Below are 15,831 nucleotides of genomic sequence, written 5' to 3'. Positions count from 1 at the left end.
GCCTGCCGCGAGCGAGCAAGGCGATGCGCATCCTGATCCTGGGTTCCGGCGTGATTGGCGTAACCAGCGCCTGGTACCTGCGCCAGCAGGGCCACGAGGTGGTGGTGGTCGACCGCAGCGACGGGCCGGCGATGGAAGCCAGCTTCGCCAATGCCGGCCAGGTCTCGCCGGGCTATGCCTCGCCGTGGCCGGCGCCTGGCATCCCGCTCAAGGCGGTGAAGTGGCTGCTGTCGCGCCACGCGCCGCTGGCGATCAAACCCACCAGCGACCCGGCACAGTACCGCTGGCTGTGGGCGATGCTGCGCAACTGCACCCATCCGCGCTACGCGGTGAGCAAGGCGCGGATGGTGCGGCTGGCTGAATACAGCCGCGACTGCCTGGCCGAACTGCGCGTGGCCACCGGCATCGAGTACGAACAGCGCACGCTCGGCACCACCCAGCTGTTCCGCACCCACGCCCAGCTCGACGCCGCGGCGCGCGACATCGCCGTGCTGCGCGAATACGGCGTGCGCTACGAGCTGCTCGACCGCGACGGCATCGTGCGCGCCGAGCCTGCGCTCGCACAGGTCCGCGACACGCTGGCAGGCGCGTTGCGATTGCCCGGCGACGAGACCGGCGACTGCCATCTGTTCACCACCCGGCTGGCGGCGCTTGCCGTCGACGCGGGCGTGGAGTTCCGCCACGGCAGCGACGTGGAGGCGCTGCTGGCCGATGGCGATCGGCTGTCGGGCGTGCGCATCGACGGCCGCGTCGAGGCCGCCGACCGCTACGTGCTGGCGTTGGGCAGCTGGTCGCCACGGCTGCTGGCGCCGGTCGGCGTCCGCCTGCCGGTCTACCCGCTCAAGGGCTACTCGCTGACCATCCCGATCACGCGGCCGGAAATGGCGCCGCATTCGACCGTGCTCGACGAGAGCTACAAGGTGGCGATCACCCGCTTCGACGACCGCATCCGCGTGGGCGGCATGGCCGAGGTGGCGGGCTACGACCTGTCGCTGCCGCAGCGCCGGCGCGAGACGCTCGAAATGGTGGTGCGCAGCCTGTACCCGCACGGCGGTGACCTGTCGCGCGCGGACTTCTGGAGCGGCCTGCGCCCGTCCACGCCCGACGGCCCGCCGGTGGTGGGCGCGACGAAATACCGCAACCTCTGGCTCAACACCGGCCACGGCACCCTGGGCTGGACCATGGCCTGCGGCTCGGCGCGCTACCTCGCCGACCTGATCGACGGCCACGCGCCGGCAATCGATACCGAGGGCCTGGACATCTCGCGCTACGACCGCCCCTGGCCCAACCCGAAGGGCCTGCGCTGATGCGCCCCTCGCGCGCCACCATCGACCTGGACGCGCTGCGCCACAACTATCGCCACGCGCGTGCGCTCGGCGGCGGCAGGGCGCTGGCGGTGGTCAAGGCGGACGCCTACGGCCATGGCGCCGTCGCCTGCGCGCGCGCGCTCGAGGGCGAGGCCGACGCCTTCGGCGTGGCCTGCATCGAAGAGGCGCTGGAGCTGCGCGAGTCCGGCATCCGCACACCGATCCTGCTGCTGGAAGGTTTCTTCGACGCGGCCGAACTGGCGTTGATCGAACGGCACGAGCTGTGGACGGTGGTGGCCTCGCCCTGGCAGGTCGACCTGCTCCAAACGCATCGCGCATCCCGGCCCTGGCAGGTGTGGCTGAAGCTCGACTCGGGCATGCACCGGCTGGGGCTCGCGCCAGGCGAATACGTGGATGCATGGCGGCGGCTGCGCGCCCTGCCCTGGATCGACACGATGATCGCGATGAGCCACTTCTCGCGCGCCGACGAACTTTCGCACGCCAGCACTGGCCAGCAACTTGCCAGCTTCGACGCAGCGCTCGCGCAATTGCCGGCGGGTACGCCCGTCAGCCTGGCCAATTCGGCTGCGCTGATGGCCTGGCCCGCAACGCGCGGCGGCTGGGTGCGGCCGGGCCTGATGCTCTACGGCTCGCACATGCTCGACGCGCCGCGCGCCGAAGCCGTGGCGCTGCGCGCGGTGATGACGCTCGAATCAAAGGTGATCGCGGTGCGCGAACTGGCCGCCGGCGAGCCGATCGGCTACGCCGGCACCTTCATCACCACCCGGCCCACGCGCGTGGGCGTGGTTGCCGCCGGTTACGCCGACGGCTATCCGCAGTACGCCACCTCGGGCACGCCGGTGGTGATCGACGGCCGGCCCGGCGAACTGATCGGCCGCGTGTCGATGGACATGCTCACCATCGATCTGACCGACCACCCGCAGGCCGGCCTGGGCAGCATCGTCGAACTGTGGGGACCCCGGCTGCCGGTCGCCGAGGTCGCCGCGCGCAGCGGCAACAGCCCCTACCGCCTGCTGACCGGGCTCAAGCGCGTGCCGCGGCGTTACGTCGGACCGCAACAGGAGCGCCCGCCCGAAGACGCCGCGGGATGACGCGTGACGCGGCACTGTCTGTCATTTCGACCGGAGGGAGAAATCCACTCCGCGCCGCCGCACAAGCCGACGCCAACGCAGGCCCACGCAAGATCTCTCCCTTCGGTCGAGATGACAGGAATGCGGGGTGACAGGAATGTTTGTCGAGATGATGGGACGCCCAGCGCCCTAGAACCGCCAGGCCCCCTGCAGCATCGTCTCGCCGTCGTTGGGCTCGTGCAGGCTGGCGTTGGAGATGTGCCGGGCCAGCAGCGAGAAACGGCCCCAGCGCCAGCCCAGCGTGCTGATGAACTGGGGATCGCCAGACAGCGCCTCGGTCCACCCCTCCTGCACGCCCACCCCGACACCGGCGACCAGCCCGCTGGGCCGCTCGTAGCGCAGGCCGCCGTGGACGATGGTGACGTCGTCGCCGTTGTCGTAGGCCGAGTCGCTGCGGCCGCGCAGGTGCATCGCGCCAACTTCCCAGTGCAGGGTGCCGCCACGGAACTCGCGCCATTCGGGCAGCCAGGCCACCGCCGCGACCGGCGTGTCCTCGTTGCCACGGGTGAACGACATACCGGCGCCAACTTCAACCTGGGCGGCAGCCGCGGCGCTCATGCCGCAGAGGATGGGCAGCAGCAGGACAGCGAACCGGCACAGCACGACACGCGACAATCGCGACATTGGGAAGGGAGGACCCTGTGGGGCGGGCAAGGATAAAACCGACGGCATGAACAAGCGATGCGCCAGTCGACACGCTGCGTTGCGCCACCGACGCGGCGGATCGCCTGCCGCTCCGACCTCACTCCTCACCCGTCTCCGGCACCACGCCGGCACCTCGGATACCCTATCTGCCCCCGATTCCGGACCGTCGCCACCGTGACCGCGCTCGCCTGCCTGTGTACCTGCCCCGATGCCGCGACCGCCGCGCGCATCGCCGAGACGCTGGTCGACGAACGGCTCGCTGCCTGCGTGAACGTGCTGCCGGGCGTGGACTCGGTCTACCGTTGGCAAGGCCGCGTGGAGCGCGCCAGCGAGGTGCTGCTGATCATCAAGTCCACCCGGGACCGCCTGCAGGCGCTCACCGCCCGCGTGGTCGAACTTCACCCCTACGAACTTCCCGAACTGATCGCGGTCGATATCGCCGGCGGACTGCCGGGCTACCTGGCCTGGATCGCAGACGCGACCCGCCCTGGAGCCGAAGAGTGAACCGACTGACCGGGCTGCTGGTCCGCGTCGCTGCGCTCGCGCTGCTGGCCGTCGCGCTGCCCGCCAACGCCGCCATCGACCAGAGCCAGCTGCTGCCGGTCGACCAGGCCTTCGCGCTGCAGGCACGCGCGACCGCGCCGGGCCGAATCGAGATCGACTGGGCGATCGCCGAGGGCTACTACCTGTATCGCCACCGCACCGCGGTGCAGGTGGTCGAAGGTGGCTTCGAGGCCAATCCACTGCAGCTGCCGCCGGGCAAGCGGCATACCGACGAGTTCTTCGGCGAGGTCGAAACGTATCGGGGCCAGCTTGTCGCGGTGCTCACCGGTGCCGCCGCCGACGGCGCCCGGGACGTGAGCCTGCAGGTCAAGTACCAGGGCTGCGCGGACCTGGGCATCTGCTATCCGCCGCAGACGCGCACGCTGAAGGTCGCCCTGCCCGCAGATGCCGCCGTTGGCACGGCGGATGCAGCGGGCGACTCCGGGTTCGCCGCACTCGGGCGCAGCCTGGCGGGCGCGCCTGGCGCCGGCGCAGCACAGCTCGGGGTCGATGGCAGCGGCGCGGCGCAACCGCTGCCGCTGCCGCCCGAGCAGGCGTTCGGCTTCGAGGCCATTGCCGGCGACGGCAACACCCTGCTGCTGCGCTTCACGCCCGCGCGCGGCTATTACCTGTATCGCGACCGCAGCAGCTTCCGCCTCGACGGGCATGACGGTATCGCCGCCGGCACGCCGCGCTGGCCGCCGGGCGTGGCGCATCGCGACGAGCACTTCGGCGAGGTGGTGGTCTATTTCGACCAGGTCGACGTGCCGTTGCCGCTGCGGCGCACGGTCGCCGATGCCGCGACCGTGCAGCTCACCGCGACCTTCCAGGGCTGCCAGGACGAGGGCATCTGCTACCCGCCGATGACGCGCACGGTCGAGGTGGCGCTGCCGACGGGCGAAATCGAAAAAGCCGCGCTGGGGTCAGAGTCACTTTCCGCCGAAAGGATCGGCGTGGCCCCGGGGTCAGAGTCACTTTCCCCCGAGGGGATCGAGGCGCCCAACGTGCCCGGTGGGGAAAGTGACTCTGACCCCACCCCCGATGCTTCCGCCGACAACGCCGCGCGCACCGCGCTTCCCCCAAGCGCCCTGCCGGCCGGTGGTGCGCTGGGCGCGCTGCTGCTGGCCCTGCTCGGCGGGCTGGTGCTCAACCTGATGCCCTGCGTGCTGCCGATCCTGTCGCTCAAGGTGCTGGGCGTGGCGCAGAGCGGCGAGAGCCGCGCCCATGCGCGCAGCCACGCGCTCTGGTACACCGCCGGCGTGCTGGTCGCGTTCGCCGCGATCGGCGCGCTGGTGCTGGCCCTGCGCGCGGGCGGACAGGCGCTGGGCTGGGGCTTCCAGCTGCAGCAGCCGTGGTTCGTCGCCGCGCTGGTGTACCTGATGTTCGCGGTCGGGCTGAGCCTCTCGGGCGTATTCACGCTTGGCGGCGGGATCGGCAACGTGGGTCAGGCGCTCGCCTCCCGCACCGGGCCGGCCGGCGACTTCTTCACCGGCGTGCTGGCCTGCGTGGTCGCCAGCCCCTGCATCGCGCCGTTCATGGGCGGCGCGCTGGCGTTCGCCTTCACCGCATCGCCGTGGATGGCGCTGGCGGTGTTCCTGATGCTGGGCCTGGGCCTGGCGCTGCCGTTCCTGCTGATCGGCTTCATCCCGGCGCTGGCCGACCGCCTGCCCAGGCCGGGCGCGTGGATGGAAACGCTCAAGCAGGTGCTGGCCTTCCCGATGTACCTGACTGCGATCTGGCTGCTGTGGGTGCTGGGCAAGCAGCGCGGCGTGGACGCGATGGCGCTGGTGGCCGTCGGCCTGGCCGTGCTGGCGCTGGCGCTGTGGTGGCATGAGCGCAGGCGCTGGACCGGCGGCATGGCCGGGCGCGTGCTGGCGCTGGCGCTGGCGGCGGCCGCGCTGCTGCCGGTGTGGAAGGTGGGCTCACTACCGCCGCCGCAGCGCGCGGCGCAGGCCGCATCCGAGGGACGCGAAGCGTGGACGCCCGAACGCCTGCAGGCGCTGCGCGCCGAAGGCCGCGTCGTCTTCGTCAACATGACCGCCGACTGGTGCGTGACCTGCAAGGCCAACGAACGCCGGGTGCTGTCGCAGCCCGTGTTCCGCGACGCGCTGGCGCAGGCCGATGCCGCCTACCTGCTTGGCGACTACACCAACGCCGATCCGGCCATCGCCGCCTTCCTCGACCGGCACAAGGCGGTGGGCGTGCCGTTGTACGTGATCTATCCGCGCGGCGGCGGCGAAGGCGAGGTCCTGCCTGCGCTGCTGAGCGATGACATCGTGACCGCGGCACTGCGGCGCGCGGCGCCATGAAGCTCACGCCGATGAAGATCGTGCTGGTCGCCGCCGCAGCCGGTGCGCTGGGCGTGGTGGTCGGCATGTTCGCCACCGGGCCGGGCCCGTTGCTGGGCAGCGAGTTCGGCCAGCGCGTGCTCAACGACGCGCTCACCGCCAATACGCCCGCACCGGAGGGCGTCACCGTCGCCCGTCGCGGCGCGGCGCTGCCGGCCGTGCAGGTCGCCGGCCTCGATGGCCCCGCGTTCCAGCTGCCCGACGACTTCAGCGGCCGCCCGCTGCTGGTCAACATCTGGGCCAGCTGGTGCGGCCCCTGCATCAAGGAAATGCCCGAGCTCGACCGCTATGCCCGCGCCCAGGGCGACAGCGGCGTGCAGGTCCTCGGCCTGGCGCTGGACGACCCGCAGGCGGTGCGCGAGTTCCTGCAGCAGATTCCGGTCGGCTACCCGCAGGCAATCGACGCACCGGGACCGTCCGACGCGGGCGTGCGCCTGGGCAATCCCAAGGGTGTGCTGCCTTATTCGATCCTGGTCTCGGCCGACGGGCGCCTGCTCAAGCAAAGGATCGGGCCGTTCGAGGATGGCGAGATCGACCGCTGGGCAGCGCCCTGAGGCCTGCGCGAACGCGCGTGATCCAAAAAGACATCGCGCAGGCAAGGCTGCGGACGCCTCCCGCAGGCGGCACGAATCTGGAGTGCCTACTCCAACAACCGCTTAAGTCCGGCAAACTTCGGCGAACTGGACAGCATCCGCGACATCCCCCAGACTGCGCGCCTTGTCCCGATCCGTTCGACCGATGGCCCAGCTGCTGCTCCTGCACGGCCCCAACCTCAACCTGCTCGGCAGCCGCGAGCCGGAGGTCTATGGCCACGCCACCCTGGCCGATATCGACGCCGACCTGCAGGCCCGTGCGACCGAGGCGGGCCACGCGCTGGAAAGCCTGCAGTCCAACGCCGAGCACGTGTTGGTCGATCGCATCCAGGCCGCGCGCGGCGACGGGACCGTCTTCATCCTGATCAACCCGGCCGCCTTCACCCACACCAGCGTGGCGATCCGCGACGCGCTGGCGGCGGTGGCGATCCCGTTCATCGAGATCCACCTGTCCAATCCCCACGCCCGCGAGCCCTTCCGCCAGCACAGCTACCTCAGCGACAAGGCGGTGGGCGTGGTCTGCGGCTTCGGTGCCGACAGCTACCGTTACGCGCTCGATGCCGCGCTGCGCCGCCTGGCGCCGGCCGCCTGAGCCACTTTCCGCAACACCGGTATTCCACCAGAGGCCATCCATGGACCTGCGCAAGCTCAAGAAGCTCATCGAGTTGCTCGAAGAGTCGAACCTCGCCGAAATCGAGATCAAGGAAGGCGAGGAATCCGTTCGCCTGTCGCGCGGCAGCAGCGCCGGCCCGCCGATGGTCTACGCCCAGGCGCCCGTCGCGCAGGCCGGCTACCGCGAGCCGGTGATGCCGATGCTGTCTCCGGTCGACGCCTCCACCGGCGGCCGCCCCGCGCCCGAACCGGCCGGCAGCGGGCTGCCCGACGGCCACGTGGTGAAGTCACCGATGGTCGGCACCTACTATGCCTCGCCGGCGCCGGACAAGCCGGCCTTCGTCACCGTCGGGCAGGCGGTCAAGGCCGGCGAGACGCTGGGCATCATCGAGGCGATGAAGATGTTCAACCCGATCGAAGCCGACACCTCGGGCACCGTGCTCGCCATCGTCTGCGAGAGCGGACAGCCGGTCGAGTTCGACCAGCCGCTGTTCGTGATCGGGTGAGCAGGCTTTCGCGCGCCACTGGCGCGAGCCTGCGAACGCCCGCCGGCCTGCAGGCCGGCGGGCCGTGCGTCGAACGACTGAGACCAGAACATGCTCGATAAAGTAGTCATCGCCAACCGCGGCGAGATCGCGCTGCGCATCCTGCGCGCCTGCCACGCGCTGGGCATCCGCACGGTCGCGGTGCATTCCACCGTCGACCGCAACCTCAAGCACGTGGCGATGGCCGACGAATCGGTCTGCATCGGTCCGGCGCCGTCCAACCGCAGCTACCTCGACATGCCCGCGATCATCTCCGCGGCCGAAGTCACCGACGCGCAGGCGATCCATCCCGGCTACGGCTTCCTCAGCGAGAACGCCGACTTCGCCGAACGCGTGGAGCAGTCGGGCTTCATCTTCATCGGCCCCAGGCCTGAGACCATCCGCCTGATGGGCGACAAGGTCGAGGCGATCCGCGCGATGAAGGAGGCGGGCGTGCCCTGCGTGCCCGGCAGCGGCGGCCCGCTGGGCGACGACGTCCCGACCAACCAGAAGATCGCCGCGGAGATCGGCTACCCGGTCATCGTCAAGGCCGCCGGCGGCGGCGGCGGCCGCGGCATGCGCGTGGTGCATACCGAAGCCGCGCTCGCCAATGCCGTGACCACGACCAAGACCGAGGCCAAGGCCGCGTTCGGCAACGACATGGTCTACATGGAGAAGTTCCTGGAAAACCCGCGCCACGTGGAGATCCAGGTGCTGGCCGACGGCCAGGGCGGCGCCATCCACCTCGGCGAGCGCGACTGCTCGATGCAGCGACGCCACCAGAAGGTGGTCGAGGAAGCGCCGGCACCGGGCATCAGCGAGGCGCAGCGCGTGGAGATCGGCCGCGTCTGCGTGGAAGCCTGCATCCGCATCGGCTACCGCGGCGCGGGCACGTTCGAGTTCCTGTACGAGGACGGCCGCTTCTACTTCATCGAGATGAACACCCGCATCCAGGTGGAGCATCCGGTGACCGAACTGGTGACCGGCATCGACCTGATCCGCGAGCAGCTCAAGATCGCCTCCGGGGAGAAGCTCTCGATCCGCCAGGAGGACGTGGTGCTGCGCGGTCATTCGATCGAATGCCGCATCAACGCCGAGGACCCGGACACCTTCCTGCCCTCGCCCGGCCTGATCCAGCACTTCCACTCGCCCGGCGGCCCGGGCGTGCGCGTGGACTCGCACATCTACGAGGGCTACACGGTCCCGCCCAACTACGACTCGATGATCGGCAAGCTGATCGTGCACGGCGCCGACCGCGACCAGGCGATCGCGCGCATGCGCGTGGCGCTGAGCGAGATGGTGGTGGACGGCATCCGCACCAACATCCCGCTGCAGCAGCGGATCATGGCCGACGCCGGTTTCCAGGCCGGTGGCCAGAACATCCACTACCTCGAAAAACGCCTGGCCGAGCGCAAGGACAAGGCGCTGTCGATCGGCTGAGGCCGGTCGGCGAATGCACCGCGCCGGCAGCGCACGCGGCTCCGCTGTCCCCGCCGCGCGGAGCCGTGCGGCACGCTGCGCTATCCTGCTGCGACCGTTTCCAGGCGCCCCCGCCACGCCACCGTGCTGCGACCCCTGCTCCGTCTGCTGCTGTGCCTGTGCCTGCTGGTCGACACCCTCGGCCCGGCGGTCGCGGCGACGCACCTGGCGATGACGCAAGCCGGTGCGCAGGCCGCGGTGGCCGGCGGAGACGAGGCGACACCTCGCCCCGCCGACGCCGACTGCCACACCATGCGCAACGCGGCCGACATGGCGCCCGAGCCGGTTGCGCCGACGCCTGACGAGAATTGTCTCGAACGTTGCCTCGACCTGTGCTTGCAGCACGGCATCGCCGTGGTCCCGGCCGCGCCACTGCTGGCGGATTGCCGCATCGCCTGGCTGCCTGCCCTGGTCGCAGACGCCCAGGTCGACGCCGTGCACGCCGCGCCGCTGCTGCGTCCACCCATCGCCTGATCGCCCTGATCGCCGCCGCCATGGCGGCCCGGAACATGCGCGTGCCCACACCCGGCCGCGCGTCCTGGCCTTCCCGATTCGATCAACGTGCGGACGCTGCAGCGTGTCCGCCGTGGAGCACACCATGATCCATACCAGTCCCCACCTCGACGCGGCGACGAAGCCCTCGCCTGCCCGCAGGCGATTCGTGCAGGGCCTGCTGCTGGGCGGCGCGGCGCTGGCCACGGGCGCGCTACGCGTGCCCGCGCATGCACGCGACAGCCTCCATGCGCGGCCCGGCAACGTCCTGTCCGGCACCGGCTTCCAGCTCGACATCGGCACCTCGGTGGTCGACTTCACCGGCCGCGCGCGACCCGCGATCACCGTCAACGGCAGCCTGCCCGCGCCGCTGCTGCGCTGGCGCGAGGGCGACACCGTGACCCTGCGCGTGAGCAACCACCTGCGCGGCGTGCCGACCTCGATCCACTGGCACGGCATCCTGCTGCCCTCGAACATGGATGGCGTGCCGGGCATGAGCTTCGACGGCATCATGCCCGGCGAGTCGTACCTGTATCGCTTCACGCTCAAGCAGTCCGGCAGCTACTGGTACCACAGCCATTCCCTGCACCAGGAGCAGGCCGGGCTGTACGGCGCGATCATCGTCGATCCGCGCGAGCCGGCGCCCTACCACTGGGACCGCGAGCACGTGGTGCTGCTGTCGGACTGGACCGACCTCGCCCCGGAAGCCCTGTTCGCACGCCTGAAGAAGGCACCGCACCACGACAACTGGTACAAGCCCACCGTCGCCGACTTCTTCCGCGACGCGCGCCGCGACGGACTGGCCGCCACGCTCGCCGACCGCAGGGCCTGGGGCGCGATGCGGATGACGCCCAGCGACCTGTCCGACGTCAACGCGCACACCTACACCTACCTGATGAACGGCGTTACCCCGGCCGGCAACTGGACCGGCGAATTCCGTCCCGGCGAAAAGGTGCTGCTGCGCCTGATCAACGCCTCGGCGATGACGCATTTCGACGTGCGCATCCCGGGTTTGAAGATGACCGTGGTCGCCGCCGACGGCCAGTACGTGCACCCGGTGAGCGTGGACGAGCTGCGCATGGGCGCTGCCGAAACCTACGACGTGATCGTCGAGCCGTCCGGCCAGGACGCCTGGACCATCTTCGCCCAGGACATGGGCCGCACCGGCCACGCGCGCGGCACGCTGGCGCTGCGCGCGGGGCTGCAGGCACCTGTGCCTGCGCTCGATCCGCGACCGCGGCTGACGATGGACGACATGGGCCACGGCGGACACGGCGCGCACAAGGGCATGGAAGGCGGCTGCGGCGCGAAGATGGCGGCCGAGGGCGGCTGCGGCGCCACCATGCACGCGCCATCCGCGCATGACGCGCACGCCGGACTTGGCGACGGCGGCGGCATGCAGTCGCATCCGGCCAGCGAATCGGGCAACCCGCTGGTCGACATGCAGACCATGGCGCCGGCGCCCAAGCTCGACGATCCGGGCATCGGCCTGCGCGACAACGGTCGCCGGGTGCTGACCTACGCCGACCTGAAGAGCGTGTTCGATGATCCCGACGGCCGCGACCCGGGCCGCACCGTCGAGCTGCACCTGACCGGCCACATGGAGAAGTTTGCCTGGTCCTTCGACGGCATCCCCTTCGCCAGCGCCGAACCGCTGCGCCTGAACTACGGCGAGCGCATGCGCATCGTGCTGGTCAACGACACGATGATGCAGCACCCGATCCACCTGCACGGGATGTGGAGCGACCTCGAGGATGCCGACGGCAACTTCATGGTGCGCAAGCACACCATCGACATGCCGCCCGGCACCAGGCGCAGCTACCGCGTGCGTGCCGACGCGCTCGGCCGCTGGGCCTACCACTGCCACCTGCTCTATCACATGGACGCGGGGATGATGCGCGAAGTGCGCGTGGAGGAAGGCGCATGAGCCGGCATCACTACCGCACGGCAGGCCTGCTGCTGGCGCTCGGCCTGCCCTGCAGCGCACTCGCGCAGCACGCGCATCCGCCGCAGCAACATGTGCGTCCGCAGGCGGCGGAAGCCGCTTCCACATGCTCGCCGGAACACGCTGCGATGGGGCATTGCCGATCGCCAGCGAATACGTCTGCACCACAGGCACATGCCGCGCACGGCTGCACCCCCGAACACGCGGCGATGGGCCACTGCACGCCTGGCGCCCCCGGTGAGCAGGCACCGCGCGATCCCATCCCCGCGCTGACCGACGCCAACCGCGCCGCCGCGTTCCCCATGCTGTCGCAGGACCACATGGAACACGGCCCTGCGACCTACACGCGGGTGACCTTCAACCGCTTCGAAGCCTGGGATGGCGACGATGCCAGCGGCCAGGCCTGGGAAGGCAGCGCATCGACCGGAGGCGACATCCATCGCGTCTGGCTGCGCAGCAGCGGCAGCCGCAGCGCCGGCAGGACCAGCTCGGCGAATGCCGAGCTTCGCTGGTCACGCGCGGTCGCACGCTGGTGGGACGCCGTTGCCGGCGTGCGCCATGACTTCGATCCGGGGACGTCTCGTACACGCGCGGCGTTTGGCGTGCAGGGGATCGCGCCGTACATGTTCGAGGTCTCGGCGCTGGCGTATGTCGGCGACGGCGGCGGTGTCGCCGCCAAGCTCGAGGCCGAGTACGACATGCGCTTCAGCAACCGGCTGGTCCTGCAGCCGCTGCTGGAGCTGGAGCTGCATTCCAGTGACGACCCGGCGCGACTCACCGGCAGCGGCCTGTCGAAAGCGGAGGCCGGCTTGCGCCTGCGCTACGAGCTCACGCGCAGGTTCGCGCCCTACCTCGGCATCGCGCACGAGCGCAGCTTCGGTCGCACCGCGCGGTATCACGAAGACGCCGGCGAGGCCGCGCGCGATACGCGGCTGGTGGCGGGCGTGCGGTTCTGGTTCTAGGCAGTCGACGGTGCATCGGGTCGTCGACATCCATCGCGGCTGAAGCCGCTCCTACAGCGCCGCGAGCGGCGGCAGTGCCCAGTCGATCGGGGTCACGCCGCGGCGCGTGAGGTATTGATTGGCGGCCGAAAAATGGCCGCAGCCCAGAAAGCCGCGATGCGCTGACAGCGGCGACGGGTGCGTCGTGCGCAGCACGCGGTGGCGCTGCGTGTCGATGACCTTGCCCTTGGCCTGCGCGTAGCTGCCCCAGAGCATGAACACCAGGCCTTCGCGCTCGCGGTTGAGCACGTCGACCACATGGTCGGTGAAACCTTCCCAGCCCTTGCCCTGGTGAGAGCCGGCGCGGCCTTCCTCGACGGTCAGCACCGCGTTGAGCAGCAGCACGCCCTGGCGCGCCCACGGCATCAGCCAGCCGTGGTCGGGCGGCGCGATGCCCAGGTCGCGCTCCAGTTCCTTGTACATGTTCCGCAGCGACGGCGGCACCGGCACGCCCGGCGGCACCGCGAAGCACAGCCCATGCGCCTGGCCAGGGCCGTGGTAGGGATCCTGGCCAAGCACGACCACCTTCACCGCCTCGAACGGCGTGGCCTCGAACGCCGCGAAGATCCGCGGCCCAGGCGGATAGATGCGCACGCCGGCCGCCTTGCGCTGGCGCAGGAAGGCCGACAGCGACTGCATGTCCTCGCGCGCGAACCAGTCGCCCACGCGCGCCTTCCAGGAAGGCTCCAGCTGCACTTCGGCTTCGCTCATGGCTGCTGCGCGGGCGACGTCGGCAGGCGCGACAGCCGCAGCTGGAACAGCGCCTTGGTCGCCAGCAGGCGTTCCTCGATCGGCTTGAGCACCAGGTCGTTGGCGCCGTGGCGCAGCAACGTGGCCTGGTTGGCGCGGTTGTCGTCGCCGGTCATCACCAGCACCGGCAGCCGCCGCTTGCCGTAGCCCAGGCCGTTGCGCACCTTGTTCAACACGTCGCGGCCGTCGAGCTCGCCCTTGAGGTAGAGGTCGGTCAACACCAGGTCGGCGCCGGGCGCACCCTCGGTGCCGGCATAGGCTTCGAGGTAGGCGATCGCATCCTCGGCGGTGGTGACGTGGGTAACGCGCATCTGGTGCGCCTCGAGCATGCGCCGGATCGCCACCGCCACCGTGCGGCTGTCCTCGATGTAGAGCACGTGCGCGTCGGGGATCGGCTGCGGCTGCACGTAGCCGCGGATGAAGGCAGCCAGCGCGTTGTGGCCCAGCGCCTTGTCGAAATAGTCGGTGACGTCCTCGGTGAAGCGCCGGTCCTCCAGGTGCGACTGCACGTCGCCGGAGATCACGATCACCGGCACGTAGCGCTGGCTGTCGGCCTCGCGCACCGCGCGCGCGACCTGCAGGCCGTCGCCATCGGGCAGTACCAGCGCGGTGGTGACCAGGTCGATCGGCTCGCCGGCCAGCAGCGCGCGCGCATCGGCCAGGCTGCCGCCCTCGACCACCTGCACGCCCGGCAGCTCCTTCACCAGCACTGCATGGATCAGCTTGCGTACCAGCCTGGAGCCGTCGACGACCAGTACACGCGGGCTGTCGGATTCGAGGTGTCGAAGGTCGTGCTGGATCATGCGCTCAGATTCCGGTGGGGCGCGTCTGGCGCAGGAAATGGCCGGCCACGAGACCCGCGCCGAGCCAGCCGAGCAGGGTCGAACCGCCGATCACGGCGAGCGCCCACGGCGGGTTGATCGCGGACAGCGCGAAGCTGCTGCCGTAGCTGGCGGCCAGCCCGGCCAGGGGTTCGCGCAGCGCCAGTCCGGCCGTGGCCAGCAGCGCGAGCGCCAGGCCGCCGGACGCCACGCCGTACCACGCGCCCAGGTACAGGAACGGCCGCCGGATGAAGCCGTCGGTGGCGCCGAGCAGCTGCAGCACGCCGATCTCCTCGCGCCGCGACTGGATGTCCAGGCGCACCGTATTGCCCACCACCAGCAGCGCGCCCAGCCCCAGCAACGCCGCCAGCACCCACGACACGCGCGTGCCGAAGCGCAGCCAGGTGTCGAGGCGCTCGCGCCACTGCACGTCGTGCTGCACCAGCTCGGCCTCGGGCAGCTGCTCCAGCGACGTGGCCACCATCAGCTCGTCGCCCGCCGGCGTCACCACCAGCACGTGCGGCAGCGGATTGTCCTCGCCCACCGCGTCGACGATGCCCGCCAGCGCGCCACCTTCGCGCAGCGAGGCAAGCCCCTGGCCCGGGGTGACATGGACCACGCCGCCGATGTTGGCACGCGCACGCAGCTCATCCGCCAGCGCGCCAGCGCGCGCGGCATCGACATCCTGCTTGAGGAACACGCTGATTTCGCGCGAGCGTTCGACGTTGCCCGCCAGCCGTTCGACATTGCCCAGCACCAGCCACAGTCCCAGCGGCAGGGCCAGCGCCAGCGCCATCACCGACACGGTCAGCAGCGCCGCCCACGGCTTGCGGAACACGCGCCCCAGGCTGGCGACAAGGCTGTAGGAATGATGGTCGAACCAGGTCCCGACCTGCGACGCGGAGCCGGCGCCGCGCACGTTGGCCTCACTCATCGGCCAGGTCCTCGGGCGCGATGTCGTCGACCAGGCGCCCGTGGTCGAGCACCAGCACGCGCTTGCGCATGCGCTTGACCAGGCCGAGGTCGTGGCTGGCCACCAGCACGCTGGTGCCGCGCTCGGGCAGCGAGGCGAACAGCGCCATGATCTCCGACGACAGGGTCGGGTCGAGGTTGCCGGTGGGTTCGTCGGCAACCAGCAGCCGCGGCTCGGCCACGACGGCGCGGGCGATGCCCACGCGCTGCTGCTCGCCGGCCGACAGCTGCGTGGGCAGCGCGCGCTCGCGGTCGCCCAGGCCCAGCCGTTCAAGCACGTTGCGCACGCGCTTGCCGATCTCGCCGCGGCGCAGGCCACGCAGGATCAGCGGCAGCGCGATGTTGTCGAACACGCTGCGGTCGGTGAGCAGGCGGTGATCCTGGAACACCACGCCGACCTCGCGCCGGTGCAGCGCCACGCGCCGCCCGCGCATCTTGAGCAGGTTGCGGTCGTTGAACAGCACCGCGCCGCGGCTGGGCCGCTCGGCGAGGTGGATCAGCTTGAGCAGGGTGCTCTTGCCGGCGCCCGAGTGCCCGGTGAGGAACAGCATCTCGCCGGCGGCCACGTCGAAACTGACCTCGGCAAGCGCAACGCGCCCACCGGAGTACTGCTTGCTGACGCTGTCAAAACGCAGGACGACCATGGCG

General features: G+C 70.7%; 16 protein-coding genes. 11 read left to right on the top strand and 5 right to left on the bottom strand.

Annotation, left to right across the window (positions count from 1 at the left end; all coding sequences use genetic code 11):
- Positions 1-23 precede the first annotated feature (23 nt).
- Both ACW5EG_RS01540 and alr read left to right on the top strand, forming a co-directional pair.
- Positions 24-1,307 carry a D-amino acid dehydrogenase gene (locus tag ACW5EG_RS01540; RefSeq protein ID WP_457020668.1) on the top strand — a complete coding sequence of 428 codons (1,284 nt, stop codon included), beginning with the start codon at positions 24-26 and terminating at the stop codon, positions 1,305-1,307.
- Positions 1,307-2,419: an alanine racemase gene (gene alr, locus ACW5EG_RS01535; protein WP_457016907.1), complete on the top strand. Its 1,113-nt coding sequence runs from the start codon at positions 1,307-1,309 to the stop codon at positions 2,417-2,419. The genes ACW5EG_RS01540 and alr overlap by 1 nt, the downstream gene beginning before the upstream one ends.
- 168 nt (positions 2,420-2,587) lie before the next feature.
- Here the strand turns inward: alr and ACW5EG_RS01530 are convergent, their stop codons facing one another.
- Positions 2,588-3,016, bottom strand: a complete 429-nt coding sequence (locus ACW5EG_RS01530) for an acyloxyacyl hydrolase (protein ID WP_457016906.1) — start codon at positions 3,014-3,016, stop codon at positions 2,588-2,590.
- Positions 3,017-3,277: 261 nt separating this feature from the next.
- Between ACW5EG_RS01530 and cutA the strand changes: the two genes are divergently transcribed.
- From cutA to ACW5EG_RS01485, 9 genes are all read left to right on the top strand, one after another.
- A complete protein-coding gene (cutA, locus tag ACW5EG_RS01525) occupies positions 3,278-3,607 on the top strand; it encodes a divalent-cation tolerance protein CutA (RefSeq protein WP_457016904.1) in 330 nt (109 codons plus the stop codon).
- 5 nt (positions 3,608-3,612) lie between these two features.
- Positions 3,613-5,955: a protein-disulfide reductase DsbD family protein gene (locus ACW5EG_RS01520; protein WP_457021384.1), complete on the top strand. Its 2,343-nt coding sequence runs from the start codon at positions 3,613-3,615 to the stop codon at positions 5,953-5,955.
- Positions 5,952-6,548 (top strand): TlpA family protein disulfide reductase, encoded by a 597-nt coding sequence (locus ACW5EG_RS01515; protein ID WP_457016903.1) that lies wholly within the window; start codon positions 5,952-5,954, stop codon positions 6,546-6,548. The genes ACW5EG_RS01520 and ACW5EG_RS01515 overlap by 4 nt, the downstream gene beginning before the upstream one ends.
- Before the next feature lie 184 nt (positions 6,549-6,732).
- Complete coding sequence (gene aroQ / locus ACW5EG_RS01510) at positions 6,733-7,179, top strand: type II 3-dehydroquinate dehydratase (protein ID WP_457018372.1); 447 nt, start codon at positions 6,733-6,735, stop codon at positions 7,177-7,179.
- Between the two features lie 40 nt (positions 7,180-7,219).
- Entirely contained in the window at positions 7,220-7,705 is a 486-nt protein-coding gene (accB, locus tag ACW5EG_RS01505) for an acetyl-CoA carboxylase biotin carboxyl carrier protein (protein ID WP_457020667.1), read from the top strand.
- A 90-nt stretch (positions 7,706-7,795) separates the two neighbouring features.
- Positions 7,796-9,163 carry an acetyl-CoA carboxylase biotin carboxylase subunit gene (accC, locus tag ACW5EG_RS01500; protein WP_457020666.1) on the top strand — a complete coding sequence of 456 codons (1,368 nt, stop codon included), beginning with the start codon at positions 7,796-7,798 and terminating at the stop codon, positions 9,161-9,163.
- Positions 9,164-9,286: 123 nt separating this feature from the next.
- Complete coding sequence (locus tag ACW5EG_RS01495; RefSeq protein WP_457020665.1) at positions 9,287-9,676, top strand: CopL family metal-binding regulatory protein; 390 nt, start codon at positions 9,287-9,289, stop codon at positions 9,674-9,676.
- A gap of 124 nt (positions 9,677-9,800) precedes the next feature.
- Positions 9,801-11,621 (top strand): copper resistance system multicopper oxidase, encoded by a 1,821-nt coding sequence (locus ACW5EG_RS01490; protein ID WP_457020664.1) that lies wholly within the window; start codon positions 9,801-9,803, stop codon positions 11,619-11,621.
- Positions 11,618-12,601: a copper resistance protein B gene (locus tag ACW5EG_RS01485; RefSeq protein WP_457020663.1), complete on the top strand. Its 984-nt coding sequence runs from the start codon at positions 11,618-11,620 to the stop codon at positions 12,599-12,601. Before ACW5EG_RS01490 ends, ACW5EG_RS01485 begins: the two co-directional genes overlap by 4 nt.
- A gap of 51 nt (positions 12,602-12,652) precedes the next feature.
- Here the strand turns inward: ACW5EG_RS01485 and ung are convergent, their stop codons facing one another.
- Genes ung through ftsE form a run of 4 tightly spaced genes read right to left on the bottom strand, consistent with a single transcriptional unit; the run spans position 12,653 to position 15,827 of the window.
- Positions 12,653-13,351, bottom strand: a complete 699-nt coding sequence (ung, locus tag ACW5EG_RS01480) for a uracil-DNA glycosylase (protein ID WP_457020662.1) — start codon at positions 13,349-13,351, stop codon at positions 12,653-12,655.
- Entirely contained in the window at positions 13,348-14,193 is an 846-nt protein-coding gene (locus ACW5EG_RS01475; RefSeq protein ID WP_457020661.1) for a response regulator, read from the bottom strand. Before ACW5EG_RS01475 ends, ung begins: the two co-directional genes overlap by 4 nt.
- A 4-nt stretch (positions 14,194-14,197) precedes the next feature.
- Complete coding sequence (gene ftsX / locus ACW5EG_RS01470) at positions 14,198-15,145, bottom strand: permease-like cell division protein FtsX (protein ID WP_457020660.1); 948 nt, start codon at positions 15,143-15,145, stop codon at positions 14,198-14,200.
- On the bottom strand, positions 15,138-15,827 hold the full coding sequence (ftsE, locus tag ACW5EG_RS01465; protein ID WP_457016886.1) for a cell division ATP-binding protein FtsE: 690 nt from the start codon (positions 15,825-15,827) through the stop codon (positions 15,138-15,140). The genes ftsX and ftsE overlap by 8 nt, the downstream gene beginning before the upstream one ends.
- Positions 15,828-15,831: the final 4 nt, after the last annotated feature.

The sequence above is a fragment of the Luteimonas sp. A611 genome (assembly GCF_054072715.1).
The sequence above is the reverse complement of the archived record's forward strand: the minus strand, read 5'-3'. Positions and strand labels throughout refer to the sequence as shown.